We start from the raw sequence: 15,747 nt of genomic DNA on the forward strand, positions 1-15,747 counted from the left end.
ACCCATGCACCGCGTACTCGGTGACCGCAGAGCGATCGCGCTCCTGCTCGGTCCCGCTCTTCTCGTCTACTCCCTGATCATGCTGGTCCCCATGGTGTGGTCGCTCGGCTACTCCTTCACCGAGGGCAACACCATCGACGGCTTCACCGGCAACGGTGTCGCCAACTTCTCCCGCGTCGTGGACGACCCGGCCGTCCACGACGCCCTCTGGTTCACCCTGAAGTACGCCGCGGTCGTCACGGCCGGCCAGGTGATCGCCGGCTATCTCCTCGCGCTGCTCTACGTCTTCTTCCTCAAGCGCGCCTCCGCGCTGATCCGCACCCTGGTGTTCTTCCCCGTGGTCCTGCCCACGGTCGCCGTCGGTCTGCTCTTCCAGAAGTTCTTCCAGGTCGCCCCGCAGACCGGACCGGTCAACTCCCTGCTCAACGCGGTCGGTATCGACTCCATCGACTTCTTCGGCAGCGCGGGCAGCGCCTTCTGGGTGCTGGCCGGCATGGACATCTGGCGCTCGATGGGCTTCTACGCCGTGCTCCTCTTCGCCGGGCTGGTCGACATCCCCGACGAGGTCCTCGAATCCGCCCGCCTGGACGGGGCCACCGGCCTGCGGCTGGTGCGCCACATCGTGCTGCCGCTCTCCCTGCCCGTGCTGATGTCGTCCCTGATCTTCAGCATCAACGGCACGCTGAAGGTCTTCGACTCCATCGTCGCCCTCACCAACGGCGGCCCCGGCAGCGGCACCACCCCGCTGACCCTGTACATGTTCCAGACGTCGTTCACCTACAGCGACTACGGCTACGGCAGCACCATCGCCCTGCTGCTCACCGTGGTGTGCCTGCTGGTGAGCCTGGTCGTCCACCGCGTCTCGCGGCGCGACCTCACGGAGGGCTGACCCCATGGCCACCATCGGCACACCTGTGAAGACCTCCGCGAGCGGTCGCGGCAGCCGGCCCGGGAAGGCACCCCGCGCCCGGCGAAGCCGCCGGGGCAGCCGACTGTGGGTGAAGATCGTCGTCACCCTGCTGCTGGTCGTCGAGATCTACCCGATGATCTGGATGTTCCTGACCTCGCTCAAGTCCAACGACGACTACCTGAACCACTCCACCTGGTCCCTGCCCACCACCTGGGAGTGGGGCAACTACACCGAGGCGTGGACGACCGGCCACATCGGCCTGTACGTCCAGAACAGCCTGCTCGCCGTCGTCCCCGCGCTGGCGCTGATGCTGCTCCTCGGCACGGCCGCCGGCTTCGCCCTCCAGGTGATGGTCTGGAAGGGCCGCGGCCTCACCCTGCTGATCTTCCTCGCCGGGATGATGGTCCCGCCGCAGATGATCCTGCTGCCCCTGTTCACCGTCTACTTCCAGACCGGCCTGTCCGGCACCCTGTGGCCGCTGATCCTCACCTACACCGGCACCGGACTGCCCCTGACCGTCTTCATGATGGCCACCTACTACCGGACCGTGCCGCGCGAGCTGTTCGAGGCCGCCACCATCGACGGCGCCGGCATCCTGCGCGCCTTCTGGACCATCAGCGTCCCCCTGGTCCGCAACGCGCTGCTCACCGTCGGCCTGGTGCAGTTCTTCTTCATCTGGAACGACCTGCTGATCGCCCTGACCTTCACCAACAACCAGGACCTGCGCACCGTCCAGGTCGGCCTGCTCAACTTCACCGGCGACTTCGGCGCCACCCAGTACGGCCCGCTCTTCGCCGCCGTCTGCCTCAACGTCTTCGGCACCCTCCTGATCTACCTCTTCCTCAACCAGAAGGTCATGAAGGGCCTCACCGCGGGAGCGGTCAAGGGCTGACCCCGGCCGCGACCGACCCCCGCCTGCTGCCGCTGCTTGTGACGAAAGGTCCCGCCTTGCTCCCCCCTCAACCCTCGCCGGTGTCCTTCGAACACCTCCCGGACGGCCTCGGCGTCGGCGTCCGCGCCCCCCGCCTGTCGTGGACGCTGCCGCCGGGCAGCGGCTCCCAGGAGGCGTACGAAGTCGAACTCGACCGAGCTGGGCGGGTACGCCGCTCCGGCCGGATCGAGGGCGCCGGCCAGATGCTGATGCCGTGGCCCGGGGACCCCCTGGTCTCCCGGGAACGCGTGGGAGTACGGGTACGGTTGTGGAGGCCGGGCGCCGCCGAGCCGTCGCGGTGGAGCGAGACGGCGGTCGTCGAGGCCGGCCTCCTGGAGCCCGCCGACTGGAGCGCCGTCCCCGTGGGCGCCGGGTGGGACGAGGACCCGCAGGCGATGCGCCGCCCCGCCCGCGTCCGCAAGGACTTCTCCCTCACCCGGCCGGTCGCCCGCGCCCGCCTCCACGTCACCGCCCACGGCCTGTACGAGGTCGAGATCAACGGCCGGCGGGTCGGCGACGAGATCCTGGCGCCGGGCTGGACGGTCTACCCGCACCGGCTGCGCTACCGCACCCACGACGTCACCGACCGACTCACCGACGGCGCCAACACCCTCGGCGCCTGGCTCGCCGACGGCTGGTACCGGGGCAAGTACGGCTTCGACGGCGGCACCCGCAACATCTACGGCACCGACCAGTCGCTCATCGCCCAACTGGAGGTGATCTACGACGACGGCACCACCGCCGTCATCGCCACCGACCACACCTGGCGCGCCGCCCCCGGCCCGGTCCTGACCAGCGGCCTGTACGAGGGCGAGACCTTCGACGCCCGGCTGCACGACCCCGCCTGGGCCACCCCGTCCGGCGCGGACACGGGGGAGTGGTCAGCGGTGCGCACCGGCACCCGCGACCCCGCCACCCTCGTCGCCCCCCTCGGCCCGCCCGTGCGCTGCACCGAGGAGATCGCCCCGGTCTCCGTCACCCGTACCGCCGACGGCCGCCACCTGCTCGACTTCGGCCAGAACCTCGTCGGCCGCCTCCGCGTCACCGTCGACGGCCCGGCCGGCACCACCCTCACCCTCCGGCACGCCGAAGTCCTCCAGGACGGCGAACTGGCCACCCGCCCGCTGCGCGAGGCGACGTCCGTCGACACCCTGATCCTCTCCGGCGAAGGCCCGCTCACCTGGGAACCCCGCTTCACCCTGCACGGCTTCCGGCACGCCGAGATCACCGGCTGGCCGGGAGAGTTGACGACCGGCTCGGTGACCGCCCGCGTGTACCACACGGACATGCGCCGCACCGGCTGGTTCGAGTGCAGCGACCCCTTGGTCAGCCGGCTGCACGAGAACGTCGTCTGGAGCATGCGCGGCAACTTCGTCGACCTGCCCACCGACTGCCCCCAGCGCGACGAACGCCTCGGCTGGACCGGCGACATCCAGGTCTTCGCGCCCACCGCGAGTTTCCTCTACGACTGCGCCGGGCTGCTCGACTCCTGGCTCACCGACGTCGGCCTGGAGCAGTTCCCCGACGGCACGGTCCCCTGGTACGTGCCCGTCATCCCGGGCGAACCGATGTGGACGCCCGTCCACCCCGGGGCCGCCTGGGGAGACGTCGTCACCCTCACCCCCTGGACGCTCTTCCGGCGCTTCGGCGACCGGGAACTCCTGCACCGCCACTACCCCATGGCCAAGGCATGGGTCGACCTGGTCGAACGCCTCGCCGGACCGACCCGCCTGTGGAACACCGGCGTCCAACTGGGGGACTGGCTCGACCCGGCCGCCCCGCCCGACGACCCGGCCGCCGGCCGCACCGACCGCTACCTCGTCGCCACCGCCTACTTCGCCCACTCCGCCCGCCACCTCGCGCTGGCCGCCGCGGAGTTGCGCAACGCGGCGGACGCCGCACGGTACGCGGCCCTCGCCCGGGAGGTCGCCGAGGCGTTCCGGCGCCGCCACGTCCTGCCGACCGGGCGGATGACGAGCGACAGCGCCACCGCCTACGCCGTCGCCCTCGCCTTCGACCTGCTCACCGCCGAGCAGCGCGGACCCGCCGGCGACCGCCTCGCCGCCCTCGTCCTCGCCGACGACGCCCGCATCTCCACCGGCTTCGTCGGCACCCCGCTGATCTGCGACGCGCTCACCGACACCGGGCACCTCGACGTCGCCTACCGCCTGCTCACCCAGACCGAGTGCCCCTCCTGGCTCTACCCGTTGACCATGGGGGCCACGACGATCTGGGAACGATGGGACAGCATGCGCCCCGACGGCACCCTCAACCCGGGCGGCATGACCTCGTTCAACCACTACGCGCTGGGCGCCGTCGCCGACTGGCTGCACCGTACGGTGGGCGGCATCAACGCCACCGCCCCCGGCTACCGGTCCCTCGTGCTGCGACCGCGTCCCGGCGGTGGCATCACCTGGGCCCGCACCCGCCACGAGACCCCCTACGGAACCGTCTCCCTGGCGTGGGAACTGACCGCGTCCGGCGGCCTGACCGCCCACGCCGAGATCCCGGACGGCTGCGAGGCCACCGCGGAGCTGCCCGGCTGCCCGCCGGTACGCCTGGGCCCGGGCGCACACGTCCTCGCCACCGCAGAACTTGCCGGGAAGGCGGCCTGACCGCCCGCACCGCGGAACAGCCGAGAAGCCCGTCGCATATTCATCGCGACGGGCTCCTTCTGCGTTTCGAATAAAAGAGTCTACTCCGGCGGGGCCATGGCGAGGCGGTCGAGTTCCTCCCCGCGCCCGACGACCGCGGGGCCACAGCCGGATGGCAGACCACCGACGACCAGAGCGACGGCCTCCTCGGCGGTGTCCGCCTCCCCGACGATCTGGGAACGGGACGGTCCCGCGACGAGGTAGCGTCCACCAGGAAGATGCATGATGAACGGAACATCCCAGGACCAGTCGCCGGTGCACCTGCTGAAGTGCAGGTCCTGGTGGCTGCTGGAGGGATGAAGCTGCCGGAGAAGCGGCTCGGCATGCGCGGCTCGCACCAGCCTGGTGTCCATGTCCTCGCGATGGAGCAGCCGCTGCCACGCGGCCTCCACGACACCACCCTGATCAGGCTCGGCGCCATCCGAAACACTCGGTGCTTCTCTGGATCCCATGCACCCATTCTGTCCCTTGTGCGTTGGCAGGGCTTCAAGGGCTGTCCCGCAATTCCTGGCGGGCGTGCGACGACAGCTACGGCACCTCGCCGCGTTGTCGGATCATACGGTGAGGGAATGGCCACCATGGATCCACGCACCGAGATCCGGGAGTTTCTCGGCTCGCGTCGCGCCCGCATCGCACCCGAGCAGGCGGGCCTGCCCGCTTACGGCGGCAACCGTCGGGTCAAAGGTCTGCGCCGAATTGCCGGTGCCGGGGCCGCGAAGCTCCGCATGGAAGCCGGCCGCGATCCGCACGACGAGGAACTGATCGCCCTGGTCGGCGAACTGTCGACGTGCAGTGAGCTGTTCCGGCAGCGGTGGGCATCCCAGGACGTGCGGCTGCGCCGGTCCGGCCGCAAGCGGGTGCGCCATCCGATCGTGGGCCGGCTCGACTTGGACGTCGAGACCCTGGGCCTGCCCGCCGAACCCGGCCTGCACCTCAACATCCACACCGCACCCGCGGGCACACCGGCCGCTGACAAATTGCCGCTCCTGGCGTCGTGGGCGGCCACCCGACAGACGCCGGCGACCGAGATCGAACCACCCGACGGATAGGTCAACTCCCTTCAGCCGTACTGGTCAGCCTTCAGCCGTACTGGTCAGCGGACCATGCCGGGGTCAGTGAGGAGCCGGTGAATGCTAGGCCCGAAGCGACGACTGCTGGATGCGGTCGATGAGGCGGTGCTGGTCGACGGCGTCGGCGAAGGTGGTCGCGTCGGTGGTGCCGTCGGTCCTGTCGCGGGCGAATGCGGCGTAGAGGTGGGCGAGGTCTTGGACGCTCTCGTCGAGCGAACTGTCCGGGAGGGAGCGGTACTCCTCGGGTACGGGCAGTACGGCGAGGGAGGGTGTGGCACTGTCGCCGTTGACGCCCTGGACGGTGTTGTCCTCGGTGTTCTGGAAGGCGCGTTCGTTGGTGAGGCGCAGGACGCCCTCGGTGCCGGTGATGTCGATCTGCAGGCCGGTGGGGAACTTCTGGCCGCCCTCCAGTTGGACGGAGAACAGGCCGCCGCGGGCCAGGGTGCCGATGACCATGGCGGCGTCGGGCTTGGCGGAGGGGAACGTCTCGCCGGTCTCCTCGACGGTGAGTTCGGGGAACTGGGTCTCGACCACCGCGGTGAGGTCCTTGGGCGGGCCGGCGAGCTGGGACAGGACGTCGAGGAAGTGCCCGCCGTAGATGGAGAGCACGTGGGTGTAGTTGTCGACGTCGAAGGTCCACGCGACCGCGCCCGGCATGGTCGGGGTGAAGGCGTCCACGCCGACCGACATGCGGGCGGCCCGTACGTCCCCGACGTAGCCGCGGGCGATCAGGTCGCGGGCGTAGCGCGCGGCGGGGCCTAGGCGGCGCTGGAGGCCTACGATGTGCCGTACGCCCCTGGCCTCGGCCAGCGCGAGGAGTTCTTCCGAGTCGGCGGTGCGGGTGGTCAGGGGCCACTCGCTGTAGACGTCCTTGCCGGCCTCGATGGCAGCCTTCACGTACGGGGCGTGCTGCGGGGACGGTGTCACCACGGCCACGAGGTCGATGCCGGGGTCGTCGATCAGTTCCTGGGGGGTGCCGTAGGCGCGCGGGATGCCGAACTTCTCGGCCGCCCTCTTCGCCGACTCCTCGCGGCGCGCGGAGACGGCCACCACCTCGAACTCGGGCAGTGACCGCAGCGCGGGGAGATGCCCGTAGGTGGACCAGCCGCCCGCGCCGATGAGCCCGACCCGGATCACCTCACTCATGCTCTGCTCCTTCATGTGTGCCGGCTTGGCTCTCAAGCCCCGTGTCATCCCGTGACCCGGGGCTCGCCGGCCGTGGTCGCGGCGGCCCGGGTCACATGGTGTGGTCGGCGGACCCGTCCTACTCGGCGCCGGCCTCCGCCAGTACGGCGAACTCCTCGTCGGTCAGCTCGATCGTCGCGCCGGCCAGGTTGTCCTCGAGGTGCGCCACGCTGGACGTCCCCGGGATGGGGAGCATGACGGGGGAGCGCTTGAGAAGCCAGGCGAGGGCGAGCTGGGCGGGGGTGGCGTCGTGCTGCTTGGCCAGTTCGGTGAGCGGGCTGCCCTCGCCGGAGAGCTTGCCGGTGGCCAGCGGGAACCAGGGGATGAAGCCGATGCCGCGCTCGGCCGACCAGTCGAGGAGTTCCTCGGCGGAGCGGTCGGTGAGGTTGTAGAGGTTCTGGACGGAGACGATCGGGGTTATCCGCTGGGCCGCTTCGGCCTGGGCGACGGTGACCTCGCTGAGGCCGATGTGGCGGATCTTGCCTTCGTCCTGGAGCTTCTTCAGCTCGCCGACCTGGTCCTCCAGCGGGGTGTCGGGGTCGATGCGGTGGAGCTGGAAGAGGTCGATGCGTTCCACGCCGAGGTGGCGCAGGCTCATCTCGGCCTGCTGGCGCAGGTAGGCGGGACGGCCGACGGGCGTCCACAGGCCCGGGCCCTGGCGGGTGTTGCCGGCCTTGGTGGCGATGACGATGTCGTCGCCGTAGGGGTGCAGGGCCTCGCGCAGCAGCGGCTCGGCGACATCGGGGCCGTAGCTGTCGGCGGTGTCGAAGAAGTTCACGCCGAGCTCGACGGCGCGCCGCAGGACCCGGACGGCCTCGCCGCGGTCCTTCGGCCAGCCCCAGACGCCGGGGCCGGTGAGCTGCATGGTGCCGTAGCCGAGACGGTTGATCTCCAGGTCACCGCCGAGGCGGAAGGTGCCGGAGGCCTCGGCGGGGCGGGCGGTGGGAGAGGAGGCGGTCATGCGGGGGTACTTCCCTTCGAAGGATGGGGGCAAGGACAAGGTCGAGCTGGAGCGGCGAGCCGGCGGGGTCGAGGAGCCTGCCGCTGCTGATCAGCCCGCGGATCGCCAGGTGAGGCCGTTCTCGTCCTGGTGGGCGTGGCCGAAGACGACGTCGGCGAAGTGGACGCCGAATCCGATGGTGCCGGGTTCCTGGAGTTCGGCGACGAGCCGGCGGCGGAAGTCGGTGGACTGGGCGGTGTCGTGGTCGGGGGCGGCGGACCACTCGGGGTGGGTGATCTGGATCGGTGAGTGCATCGCGTCGCCGAAGGCGATCATCCGCTGCTCGCCGGAGGTGATGACGTAGGCCGTGTGACCGGGGGTGTGGCCGGGCACGAGCTGGACCCGGACGCCGGGGAAGATCTCCTGTCCGTCGGCGACGATGCGGACCTTGGGGGTCATCGCGTCGATCAGGTCCTTGTCCACCCCGTGTGCCTCCATGGTGTGCCGCGCGGCCCATTCCGGCTCGGTGAGCAGGTACTCGGCCTGCGGGAAGGCGGGCGAACCGCCGCCCGAGGGGAGGGGCTGGGCGAGCCAGCCGACGTGGTCGCCGTGCAGGTGGGTGATGGCCACGGCCTCGATGTCCTCCGGGCTGCGGCCGGCCCGGGCAAGGCTGTCCAGGAGGTCGCCGCCGTACAGGGCTCCGATGGGGCTGCCGGGTTCGGCCGCGAGCGCCCGGGGCCCGAACCCGGCGTCGATCAGCAGCGCACGACCGCCGTGCTCGACGAGAAGGGCGCCGATGGACCCGGTGAGCTGTCCGGACTCGTCCAGGTACTCGGGGTGCGCGGCCCATGCCTCCTCGGTGCTGGCCGGGAGCCAGCCGAGGGGCAAGAACTTCACCGCTCCGTCCGGTATGAAGGTCACCTTCGTCTCCCCGAGCGTGAGGGACCGCAGATCCGAAGGGCGCCGCAGTCGCTCGCTGTGCGGCGAGGGGTTGCTGTTCATCGTGAATGTGTTCCTTTCAGCAGGGAGGACTCGCCGCGGGAGGAAGTGTTGAGTCCCAGGTTCAATCATGTGCGCGGTCGGCGGGGAAGGCATGGCGCCGTCCGGACACGCACCGTGCGCCGGGCGTAACCGCCGATGAGCGCCCACAGGGTCCCCGCGAACACACCCGCGGTGAACGGGGCGACAAGCGTCAGCGTGAAGTCGCTGGACAGCCCGGTGACAACGCTGGTCACGACATACCCGGCCACGGCCAGAAGCGGGAGCCGCCGGCGCGGCCACCTCCTCGTCGCGCCGATCAGCGGGATGGCCCCGGCGATGGACCCGAGCGCGTACACGGTCACCGTCTGACCGGCGGCCGACTCCGGCACCCCGAGATCACTGCTGATCGCGGGCAGGATCCCGGCCGGCATGGTCTCCAGCATGACGGTGAGGAACCCGGCGCCCGCAAGGGCCGGCAGCCCACCGGGAGGAAGACGGTCCGCCGGTACGGCGCGGGCGGTCCCCTGCAGTGCCTGGTCCATCTCCTCAGGGTCTATCGTTGACACTAGTGTCAAGGTCAAATGGGCGGGTGTCGGCCCGGGAAGTGGAGGGGCGCGTCGTGCGCATCGGTGAGCTGGAGAAGCGGACGGGCACCCCCGCGCGGTCGCTGCGCTACTACGAGCAGCAGGGACTGCTCACGCCCCGGCGCCTGGACAACGGGTACCGGGAGTACGACGACTACCTGGTGGACCGGGTGCTCCAGATCCGGGGGCTGATCGACAGCGGTATCCCCACGCGCATCATCAAGCAGATGCTGCCGTGCCTCGGCAAGCCGCACACCATCGTGGTCGAGGACGCCGACCCGGAGCTGCTGGTCGTCCTCGGGCGTGAGCGGGACCGGATGAACCAGCGTATCGAGTGCCTCGCCCGCAACCGGGACGCCATCGACGCCTATATGCGGGCCGTCGCCGAGGCGTCACCAGCGAGGGCCGCCGCCGTCGTATAGCCGCGACAGATGCCACAGCTTGACATTGGCACTAATGTCAAGGTTTCAGCATGGGGTCATGACGCACGTACGACCCCCCGGCCCCGCGGCTCCCGTAGCGACGAAGAGCCCGGACAGGGCCGACCGGCTGCCGATCGCGGGCCTGCTCGCGCTGAGCACGGCGGCCTTCCTCACGATCATGACCGAGGCGCTGCCCGCGGGCATCCTGCCCGCCCTGAGCAGCGGCCTCGGCGTGACCGAGTCCGCCGCGGGCCAGACGGTGACCATCTACGCGATCGGCTCCCTCGCGGCCGCCGTTCCGCTGACCACCGCGACCATGGGATGGCCGCGTAAGCGGGTGCTGCTGCTCGCGCTCGCCGGGTTCGTCGTCGCCAACACCGTCACCGCCCTCTCCGACGTGTACGCCCTGACCCTGGTGGCGCGTTTCGTCGGCGGTGTCGTCGCCGGACTGCTGTGGGCGCTGATGGCCGGTTACGCCCGCCGCATGGTCGCCCCGCACCTGCGCGGCCGGGCCACCGCCATCGCGCTCGCCGGCACCCCGGTCGCGCTCTCCATCGGCGTGCCGGCCGGAACCTTCCTGGCCGACCTCGTCGGCTGGCGTTACACCTTCGGCATCATGACCGTCCTGACCCTGGCCCTGATCGTCTGGGTCGTCGCGCTCGTGCCCGATTTCCCCGGCCAGACCAGGCAGGCCCGGATGCCACTGCGGCGAGCGGCCGCCCTGCCCGGGGTGCTTCCGGTGATGGCCGCCGCACTGGGCTTCGTACTGGCCCACAACATCCTCTACACCTACATCGCACCCCTGCTCGACGGCACCGCACTGGCCGACCGCGTCGACACCGTCCTCCTCGTCTTCGGCATCGTCTCGCTCGCCAGCATCTGGATCACCGGCGTCCTCATCGACCGCCACCTGCGCACCCTCGTCCTGGCCGGCTTCACCCTGTTCGCCCTCGCGACCCTGCTCCTGGGCCTGTTCACCGGCACAGGATGGCTGGTCTACGCGTCCGCCGCGATCTGGGGACTCGCCTTCGGCGGCGCCGGACCGCTGCTCCAGACCGCCGCCGCCGAAGCGGCCGGCACCGACGAGGCCGTCGACGTCGTCCAGTCCCTCGTCGTCACCACCTGGAACATGGGCATCGCAGCCGGCGCAGTCCTCGGCGGCCTCCTGCTCAGCGGCCCCGGCTCGGCAGCGCTGACCTGGGGCACGCTCGTCATCCTCGTCGCCGCACTCGCCGTGGCCGTAGCCGCACGCCGGCACGGCTTTCCCACCCCCACCCGACGCCGCGACCGCCGGCCGGCCGGGTGAACCACCGCCGGGCGGCCCACGCCGCCCGGCGGCCCGCACACCCTCCAGCGACACTGGGCTCCACCACACGAGCCCCCACACATCCCCCACTTGAAGGAGCAGCGCATGGGCGAGCAGACGATCCGGGTCGGACTCATCGGGGCAGGCGCCTGGGCCACCTACGGGCACATCCCGGCCCTGCGGTCCCTGCCGGAGTTCGAGGTGACCGCCGTCTCCGCGCGCCGCAAGGAGTCGGCACAGAGGGCGGCCGACCGGTTCGGCATCCCCCACGTCTTCGAAGACCCCCACGAACTGGTCGAGCACCCCGACGTCGACCTGGTCGCGGTGCTGACCCCCGCTCCGCAGCACGCCCCGTTCGTCAAAGCCGCCATCGCGGCCGGCAAGGACGTCTACGCCGAGTGGCCCCTGACGAACCGCACCGCCGACTCGGAAGAACTGCTCGCCCTGGCCGAGGCCAAGGGGGTGCGGCACGTCGTCGGACTCCAGCGTCGCTTCGGGCCCTCCGCCCGCTACGCACGCGACCTCATCAAGCAGGGTTACGTGGGCGACGTGCGCGCCGTCCGCCTCGCGGTCGGCATCGACCCGCTCGGGCCCGTCCGGCCGGCCGCCGTCGAGTGGACCATCGACGCCGACAACTTCTCCCACGTGCTCTCCATCTACGGCGGACACTTCCTCGACGCCCTGTTCCAGATCGTCGGACCCCCCAGTGACGTCACCGCGATCGTCAGAACCCAGTTCCCCGAGATCACCATCGAGGAGACCGGCGAGAGCGTGCCCAACGCCAACCCCGACGAGGTCATGGCCATCGGCACGCTGGACAACGGCGGCCTCTTCTCCGTCCAGTTGGAGAGCGGCCAGAAGATCCGCACGGGTCTGCAGATCGACATCACCGGCACCGACGGCTTCCTGCGCCTCACCAACCCACGCGCCTTCCAGAACACCGAGGACAACACCCTTCACGGCGCCGACGGCGACAGCGACACCCACACCCTCGCCGCACTGCCCGTACCCGAGGAGTACCGTTCCCTGCCCGACACCTCACTCGACGTGAGCGTCCAGGACCTCGCCCACCTCTACGCGGCCTTCGCCCGCGACAAGGCCGACGGCACCACCGAGGCGTCCACCTTCGCCGACGCGGTCGACCAGCACCACCTCATCGACCGCATCCAGCAGTCCTCCCACGCGCGACGGTGACGTCCTCGGGACGCACGGGCAAGGTGTCGGTGCCGGAGGCGGACCCTTACGTCCTGGTGCTGCCGGCAATCAGAACCTCAGCTCCCGTCCGTCGGCGAGGCGGTCTCAGCGAGGAGCGGCGGCCCGGCCTGGGCGGCCTGCCGGTCGAGGTGGGTGCGAAGGAAGGCTCCGACCTGGTCCAGGGCCCGGGCGCCCTCGGCCAGGACGGCGGAGAACCCCTGGAAGACGTGCGGGGCACCTGGGAACGTCTGCAAGGTGGCCGCCACGTCGTCGTCGGCGGCCTTCGCGGCCAGCCGGACTGCGTCGTCGAGGAGGATCTCGTAGGTTCCGGCCTGGATGAGCAGCGGGGGCAGTCCGCGAAGGTCGGCGAAGAGGGGGCTGGCGAGAGGGGAGCGGGGGTCCGCGCCCGTGAGGTAGTCGTCGGCGCGGGTGGACAGCGCCTGCCGGGTGAGGGCCGGGTCGACGGCGGCCTTGGTCTCGTGGCTGCGGCCGGACTGGGTGAGGTCCGCCCAGGGGGAGAGGACGGCGGCCGCCGCCGGCTGGGGGAGGCCGGCGTCCTTGAGCGCGATCAGGAGGGCCAGGGCCAGCCCGCCGCCGGCGGACTCCCCGCTGACGGTGATTGCCTCTGCGGGGAGGCCGCGGTCGAGCAGCCCGCGATAGGCCGCGAGGGCGTCGTCGACCGCTGCCGGGAACGGGTTCTCCGGCGCGAGACGGTAGTCCACGGTGTAGACGGTGGTACGGGAGCGGCGGGCGATGTCGGCGGCCAGGTCGACGCTGGTCGCGGCGGATCCGAGGGCGTAGCCGCCGCCGTGGAAGTACAGCACCGCGCCCGACACCTCGCCGCCGCCCGCCGTGACCTCGATGGCGCTCACGCCGCCGAGCTCGACGGTCATGGTGCGTACGTCCTCGGGGACGGGGTGGGAGCCGATCATCTCGTCGAAGACGATGCGCATCGTGTGCGGGTCGCCGCCCATGTCGAGCGGGGAGGCGCGCAGCAGGTCGGTGATCGCGCCGAGCTGGGAGTCAGCCATGGTGGTCTCGCTTTCTCAACAGGTTCGCAGGGGAAGGGGTGTCAGGCGTGGCGCAGTTCGAGGAGTTCGCCGAAGCCCATGCGGCGGACGAAGTCGGCGCGGGCCTCGGTGGCGGCGGCGTTGGCCTGTTCGACCTCGGAGTTGGTGAGGTCGACGACGCTGCGGAAGGGCCGTTCGCCGTACGGGAGGGCGAGGAGACGGGCGATCTCCTCGGCGACGACGACGGGGTCGGCCTCGGTCCCGGGGGTGAACAGGCTTGCGGTGGCCTCCTCGTTGCGGGCGACCAGCGGGTCCAGGGCCTTGTACGCCTCGGCGACGGCGGTGTCGGCGGCGCGGCCGGCCTTGGGGAAGTGGTCGGTGCCCTGGGTGAAGGCGCCGGGCATGACGATCACGGTCTCGATGCCGAGCTGGGAGACCTCGTAGGAGGTGACCAGGGCCAGCGAGTCCATCGCGGCCTTGGAGACGACGTAGGGACCGAGGAAGGGCGGGGTGGTGACCGGGACGGTGCTGCCGACGTAGAGCAGGGTGCCGCGGCCGCGTTCGCGAAGGTGCGGCAGGGCGGCGCGGTTGAGTCGCTGGACGCCCAGGGTGTTCACGTCGATGAGGTGGGCGATCTCCTCGGCGGTGAACGCCTCCACGTAGCCGACCAGCAGGTGGCCGGCGTTGTGGATGACCACGTCGAGCCCGCCGCAGTCGGCGACCACCGCGTGGACGGCGTGGTCCGCTGACTCCTGGGAGGTGACGTCGAGTTCGACGACGCGGATGTCGGCATCTTTTGCGGCGGCGAAGTCGCGCAGTTCCCGGGCCCGAGGAGCATTGCGGCCCTCGGGGGCGCGCATCGTCGCGTAGACGCGGTGCCCGGCCAGGGCGAGCGCCTTGGCGGTGAGGCTGCCGATGCCGGTGGCGGCGCCGGTGATGAGAACAGTGGACATGGGGTGTCGCTCCTGTCGTGCGGTGCGTGTTCTTGCCGGTTGCGGGCGGACGGGAGCCGGGTGATCAGGCGACGCCGCCGTTGGCGAACAGGACCTGGCCGTTGACCCACCGGCCGCCGGGACCGGCCAGGAAGGCGACGGCGCTCGCGATGTCCTCGGGCGTGCCGAGCCGCTCCAGCGGGGAGGCAGCGGCGATCCGCTCGACCAGCTCGGGGCTCTTGCCGTCCAGGAAGAGCGGGGTCGCGGTCGGCCCGGGAGCCACGGCGTTGACGGTGACGTCCCGGCCGCGCAGTTCGCGGGCGAGGATCATGGTCATCGCCTCGACCGCGCCCTTGCTCGCCGCGTAGGCGGCATAGGTCGGCTGCTGGAGCCGGGTGATGGAGGTGGAGAAGTTGACCAGCGCGCCGCCGGGGCGCAGCCGCCGGGCCGCGAGCTGGGAGACGACGAACGTGCCGCGCACGTTGACCCGGTGCATCCGGTCGAAGGCGTCGAGGTGCATCTCCGCCAGCGGGGCCAGCAGCATGATCCCGGCGGTGTTCACCACCACGTCCACCCCGCCGAAGCGCTCCTCGGCGGCGTCGAACAGGGCCGTCGTCGCAGCCTCCTCCGCGACGTCGCCGGAGACGGCGAAGGCCGCGCCGCCCGCCTCGCGGATCGAGGCGACGACCTTCTCGGCGCGCTCGGCGCCGCCGGAGTAGTGCACGACCACGGACATGCCGTCGGCGGCCAGCGCGTGCGCGACCGCGCTGCCGATCCCGCCCGAACCGCCGGTCACGATCGCCACCCGGGCCGCGGACTGCTCAATGGTGGTCACGGCGACCTCCCTCTCTTTTTTGTGGACGATGAGTACACTAACTCTACATGGACCGATAGTCCATATATATGTGGCTAGCAGGTCCATATAATTGTTTGAACGCCGCGTCGATCAGGCCGGTCGTGTCGGACGAGGAGGAGACAGGTGGAGCGAGCAGACGCCGAGAAGCCCGGGCCGCTCAAGCCGGGGCGCGGACGCCGCCGGGCGGAGGACGTCCGCCACGCGACGCTGACCGCGGCAGCCGAACTCCTGCTCGCCGAGGGAGTCCACGCCTTGTCCTTCTCGAAGGTCGCCGCCCGCGCGGGCGTCAGCAAGATGACCCTCTACAAGTGGTGGCCCTCGCCCGGAGCCCTGGCCTTCGACGCCTACTTCAGCGCCTTCCAGGAGACCCTCGCCTTCCCCGACACGGGCGACGTCCAGCGCGACCTGGCCACGCAGTTGCGCGTGTTCGTCAACCTACTGAACCGCAACGGCTCCGTCATCGCCGGGATCATCGGAGCCGCTCAAGGTGACGCCGACCTGGCGCAGGCGCTCTCGACGCACTACGTCACACAGCGCCGCGCCCTCGCCGTCGAACGCCTCACGCGCGCGCAGCGGGCCGGCCAGATCCGCGGGGAAGCCGACCTGGAGACGATCGTCGACCAGCTCTGGGGTGCCGTCTACCACCGACTGCTGCTGCCCGCGCAACCGCTGACCACGGAGTTCGTCGACCATCTGATCGCCAACCTCTTCCGGGGCGTCGCCCCGGCCTCTCCGGACTCGGCTATGTGATCCGCGGCGCCGGCAAGGGGCT

General features: G+C 71.0%; 16 protein-coding genes. 8 read left to right on the plus strand and 8 right to left on the minus strand.

Features of this window, described 5'->3' with window-relative positions; all coding sequences use genetic code 11:
* Positions 1 to 4: 4 nt before the first annotated feature.
* The 3 genes from ABEB00_RS23605 (at position 5) to ABEB00_RS23615 (ending at position 4,456) form a co-directional block, all read left to right on the plus strand.
* Positions 5 to 889 (plus strand): carbohydrate ABC transporter permease, encoded by an 885-nt coding sequence (locus ABEB00_RS23605; RefSeq protein WP_345622094.1) that lies wholly within the window; start codon positions 5 to 7, stop codon positions 887 to 889.
* 4 nt (positions 890 to 893) lie between these two features.
* Entirely contained in the window at positions 894 to 1,802 is a 909-nt protein-coding gene (locus tag ABEB00_RS23610) for a carbohydrate ABC transporter permease (protein WP_345622095.1), read from the plus strand.
* 80 nt (positions 1,803 to 1,882) lie between these two features.
* Positions 1,883 to 4,456, plus strand: a complete 2,574-nt coding sequence (locus ABEB00_RS23615) for a family 78 glycoside hydrolase catalytic domain (RefSeq protein WP_345622096.1) — start codon at positions 1,883 to 1,885, stop codon at positions 4,454 to 4,456.
* A gap of 80 nt (positions 4,457 to 4,536) precedes the next feature.
* On the opposite strand, the gene ABEB00_RS23620 is transcribed toward ABEB00_RS23615, so the two are convergent.
* Positions 4,537 to 4,887 carry a DUF6193 family natural product biosynthesis protein gene (locus ABEB00_RS23620; protein WP_345622097.1) on the minus strand — a complete coding sequence of 117 codons (351 nt, stop codon included), beginning with the start codon at positions 4,885 to 4,887 and terminating at the stop codon, positions 4,537 to 4,539.
* A 186-nt stretch (positions 4,888 to 5,073) separates the two neighbouring features.
* Between ABEB00_RS23620 and ABEB00_RS23625 the strand changes: the two genes are divergently transcribed.
* Positions 5,074 to 5,544, plus strand: coding sequence for an MmyB family transcriptional regulator (locus ABEB00_RS23625; protein WP_345622319.1), 471 nt, complete (start codon positions 5,074 to 5,076; stop codon positions 5,542 to 5,544).
* A gap of 84 nt (positions 5,545 to 5,628) precedes the next feature.
* On the opposite strand, the gene ABEB00_RS23630 is transcribed toward ABEB00_RS23625, so the two are convergent.
* The 4 genes from ABEB00_RS23630 to ABEB00_RS23645 all read right to left on the minus strand — a co-directional run bounded on the left by ABEB00_RS23630 (position 5,629) and on the right by ABEB00_RS23645 (position 9,213).
* On the minus strand, positions 5,629 to 6,711 hold the full coding sequence (locus ABEB00_RS23630) for a Gfo/Idh/MocA family protein (RefSeq protein WP_345622099.1): 1,083 nt from the start codon (positions 6,709 to 6,711) through the stop codon (positions 5,629 to 5,631).
* A 118-nt stretch (positions 6,712 to 6,829) separates the two neighbouring features.
* Positions 6,830 to 7,711 (minus strand): aldo/keto reductase, encoded by an 882-nt coding sequence (locus tag ABEB00_RS23635; RefSeq protein WP_345622100.1) that lies wholly within the window; start codon positions 7,709 to 7,711, stop codon positions 6,830 to 6,832.
* Positions 7,712 to 7,801: 90 nt separating this feature from the next.
* Positions 7,802 to 8,692, minus strand: a complete 891-nt coding sequence (locus tag ABEB00_RS23640; RefSeq protein WP_345622101.1) for an MBL fold metallo-hydrolase — start codon at positions 8,690 to 8,692, stop codon at positions 7,802 to 7,804.
* 65 nt (positions 8,693 to 8,757) lie between these two features.
* Positions 8,758 to 9,213, minus strand: a complete 456-nt coding sequence (locus ABEB00_RS23645) for an MFS transporter (RefSeq protein ID WP_345622102.1) — start codon at positions 9,211 to 9,213, stop codon at positions 8,758 to 8,760.
* A 77-nt stretch (positions 9,214 to 9,290) separates the two neighbouring features.
* Between ABEB00_RS23645 and ABEB00_RS23650 the strand changes: the two genes are divergently transcribed.
* The 3 genes from ABEB00_RS23650 (at position 9,291) to ABEB00_RS23660 (ending at position 12,177) form a co-directional block, all read left to right on the plus strand.
* Positions 9,291 to 9,677, plus strand: a complete 387-nt coding sequence (locus ABEB00_RS23650; RefSeq protein ID WP_345622103.1) for a MerR family transcriptional regulator — start codon at positions 9,291 to 9,293, stop codon at positions 9,675 to 9,677.
* 58 nt (positions 9,678 to 9,735) lie between these two features.
* Entirely contained in the window at positions 9,736 to 10,983 is a 1,248-nt protein-coding gene (locus ABEB00_RS23655; RefSeq protein ID WP_345622104.1) for an MFS transporter, read from the plus strand.
* 105 nt (positions 10,984 to 11,088) lie between these two features.
* Positions 11,089 to 12,177, plus strand: coding sequence for a Gfo/Idh/MocA family protein (locus ABEB00_RS23660; RefSeq protein ID WP_345622105.1), 1,089 nt, complete (start codon positions 11,089 to 11,091; stop codon positions 12,175 to 12,177).
* Positions 12,178 to 12,254: 77 nt separating this feature from the next.
* Here the strand turns inward: ABEB00_RS23660 and ABEB00_RS23665 are convergent, their stop codons facing one another.
* The 3 genes from ABEB00_RS23665 to ABEB00_RS23675 all read right to left on the minus strand — a co-directional run bounded on the left by ABEB00_RS23665 (position 12,255) and on the right by ABEB00_RS23675 (position 14,945).
* Positions 12,255 to 13,208 (minus strand): alpha/beta hydrolase, encoded by a 954-nt coding sequence (locus tag ABEB00_RS23665; RefSeq protein WP_345622106.1) that lies wholly within the window; start codon positions 13,206 to 13,208, stop codon positions 12,255 to 12,257.
* Between the two features lie 41 nt (positions 13,209 to 13,249).
* The gene (locus ABEB00_RS23670; RefSeq protein WP_345622107.1) at positions 13,250 to 14,140 is read right to left on the minus strand and encodes an SDR family NAD(P)-dependent oxidoreductase; all 891 of its coding nucleotides are present in this window, start codon (positions 14,138 to 14,140) and stop codon (positions 13,250 to 13,252) included.
* Between the two features lie 64 nt (positions 14,141 to 14,204).
* Complete coding sequence (locus ABEB00_RS23675; protein WP_345622320.1) at positions 14,205 to 14,945, minus strand: SDR family oxidoreductase; 741 nt, start codon at positions 14,943 to 14,945, stop codon at positions 14,205 to 14,207.
* A gap of 153 nt (positions 14,946 to 15,098) precedes the next feature.
* On the opposite strand from ABEB00_RS23675, the gene ABEB00_RS23680 reads away from it, so the two are divergent.
* Complete coding sequence (locus tag ABEB00_RS23680; protein WP_345622108.1) at positions 15,099 to 15,725, plus strand: TetR/AcrR family transcriptional regulator; 627 nt, start codon at positions 15,099 to 15,101, stop codon at positions 15,723 to 15,725.
* Positions 15,726 to 15,747 lie beyond the last annotated feature (22 nt).

This window comes from Streptomyces ziwulingensis (assembly GCF_039542605.1).
GTDB classification, from domain to species: domain Bacteria; phylum Actinomycetota; class Actinomycetes; order Streptomycetales; family Streptomycetaceae; genus Streptomyces; species Streptomyces ziwulingensis.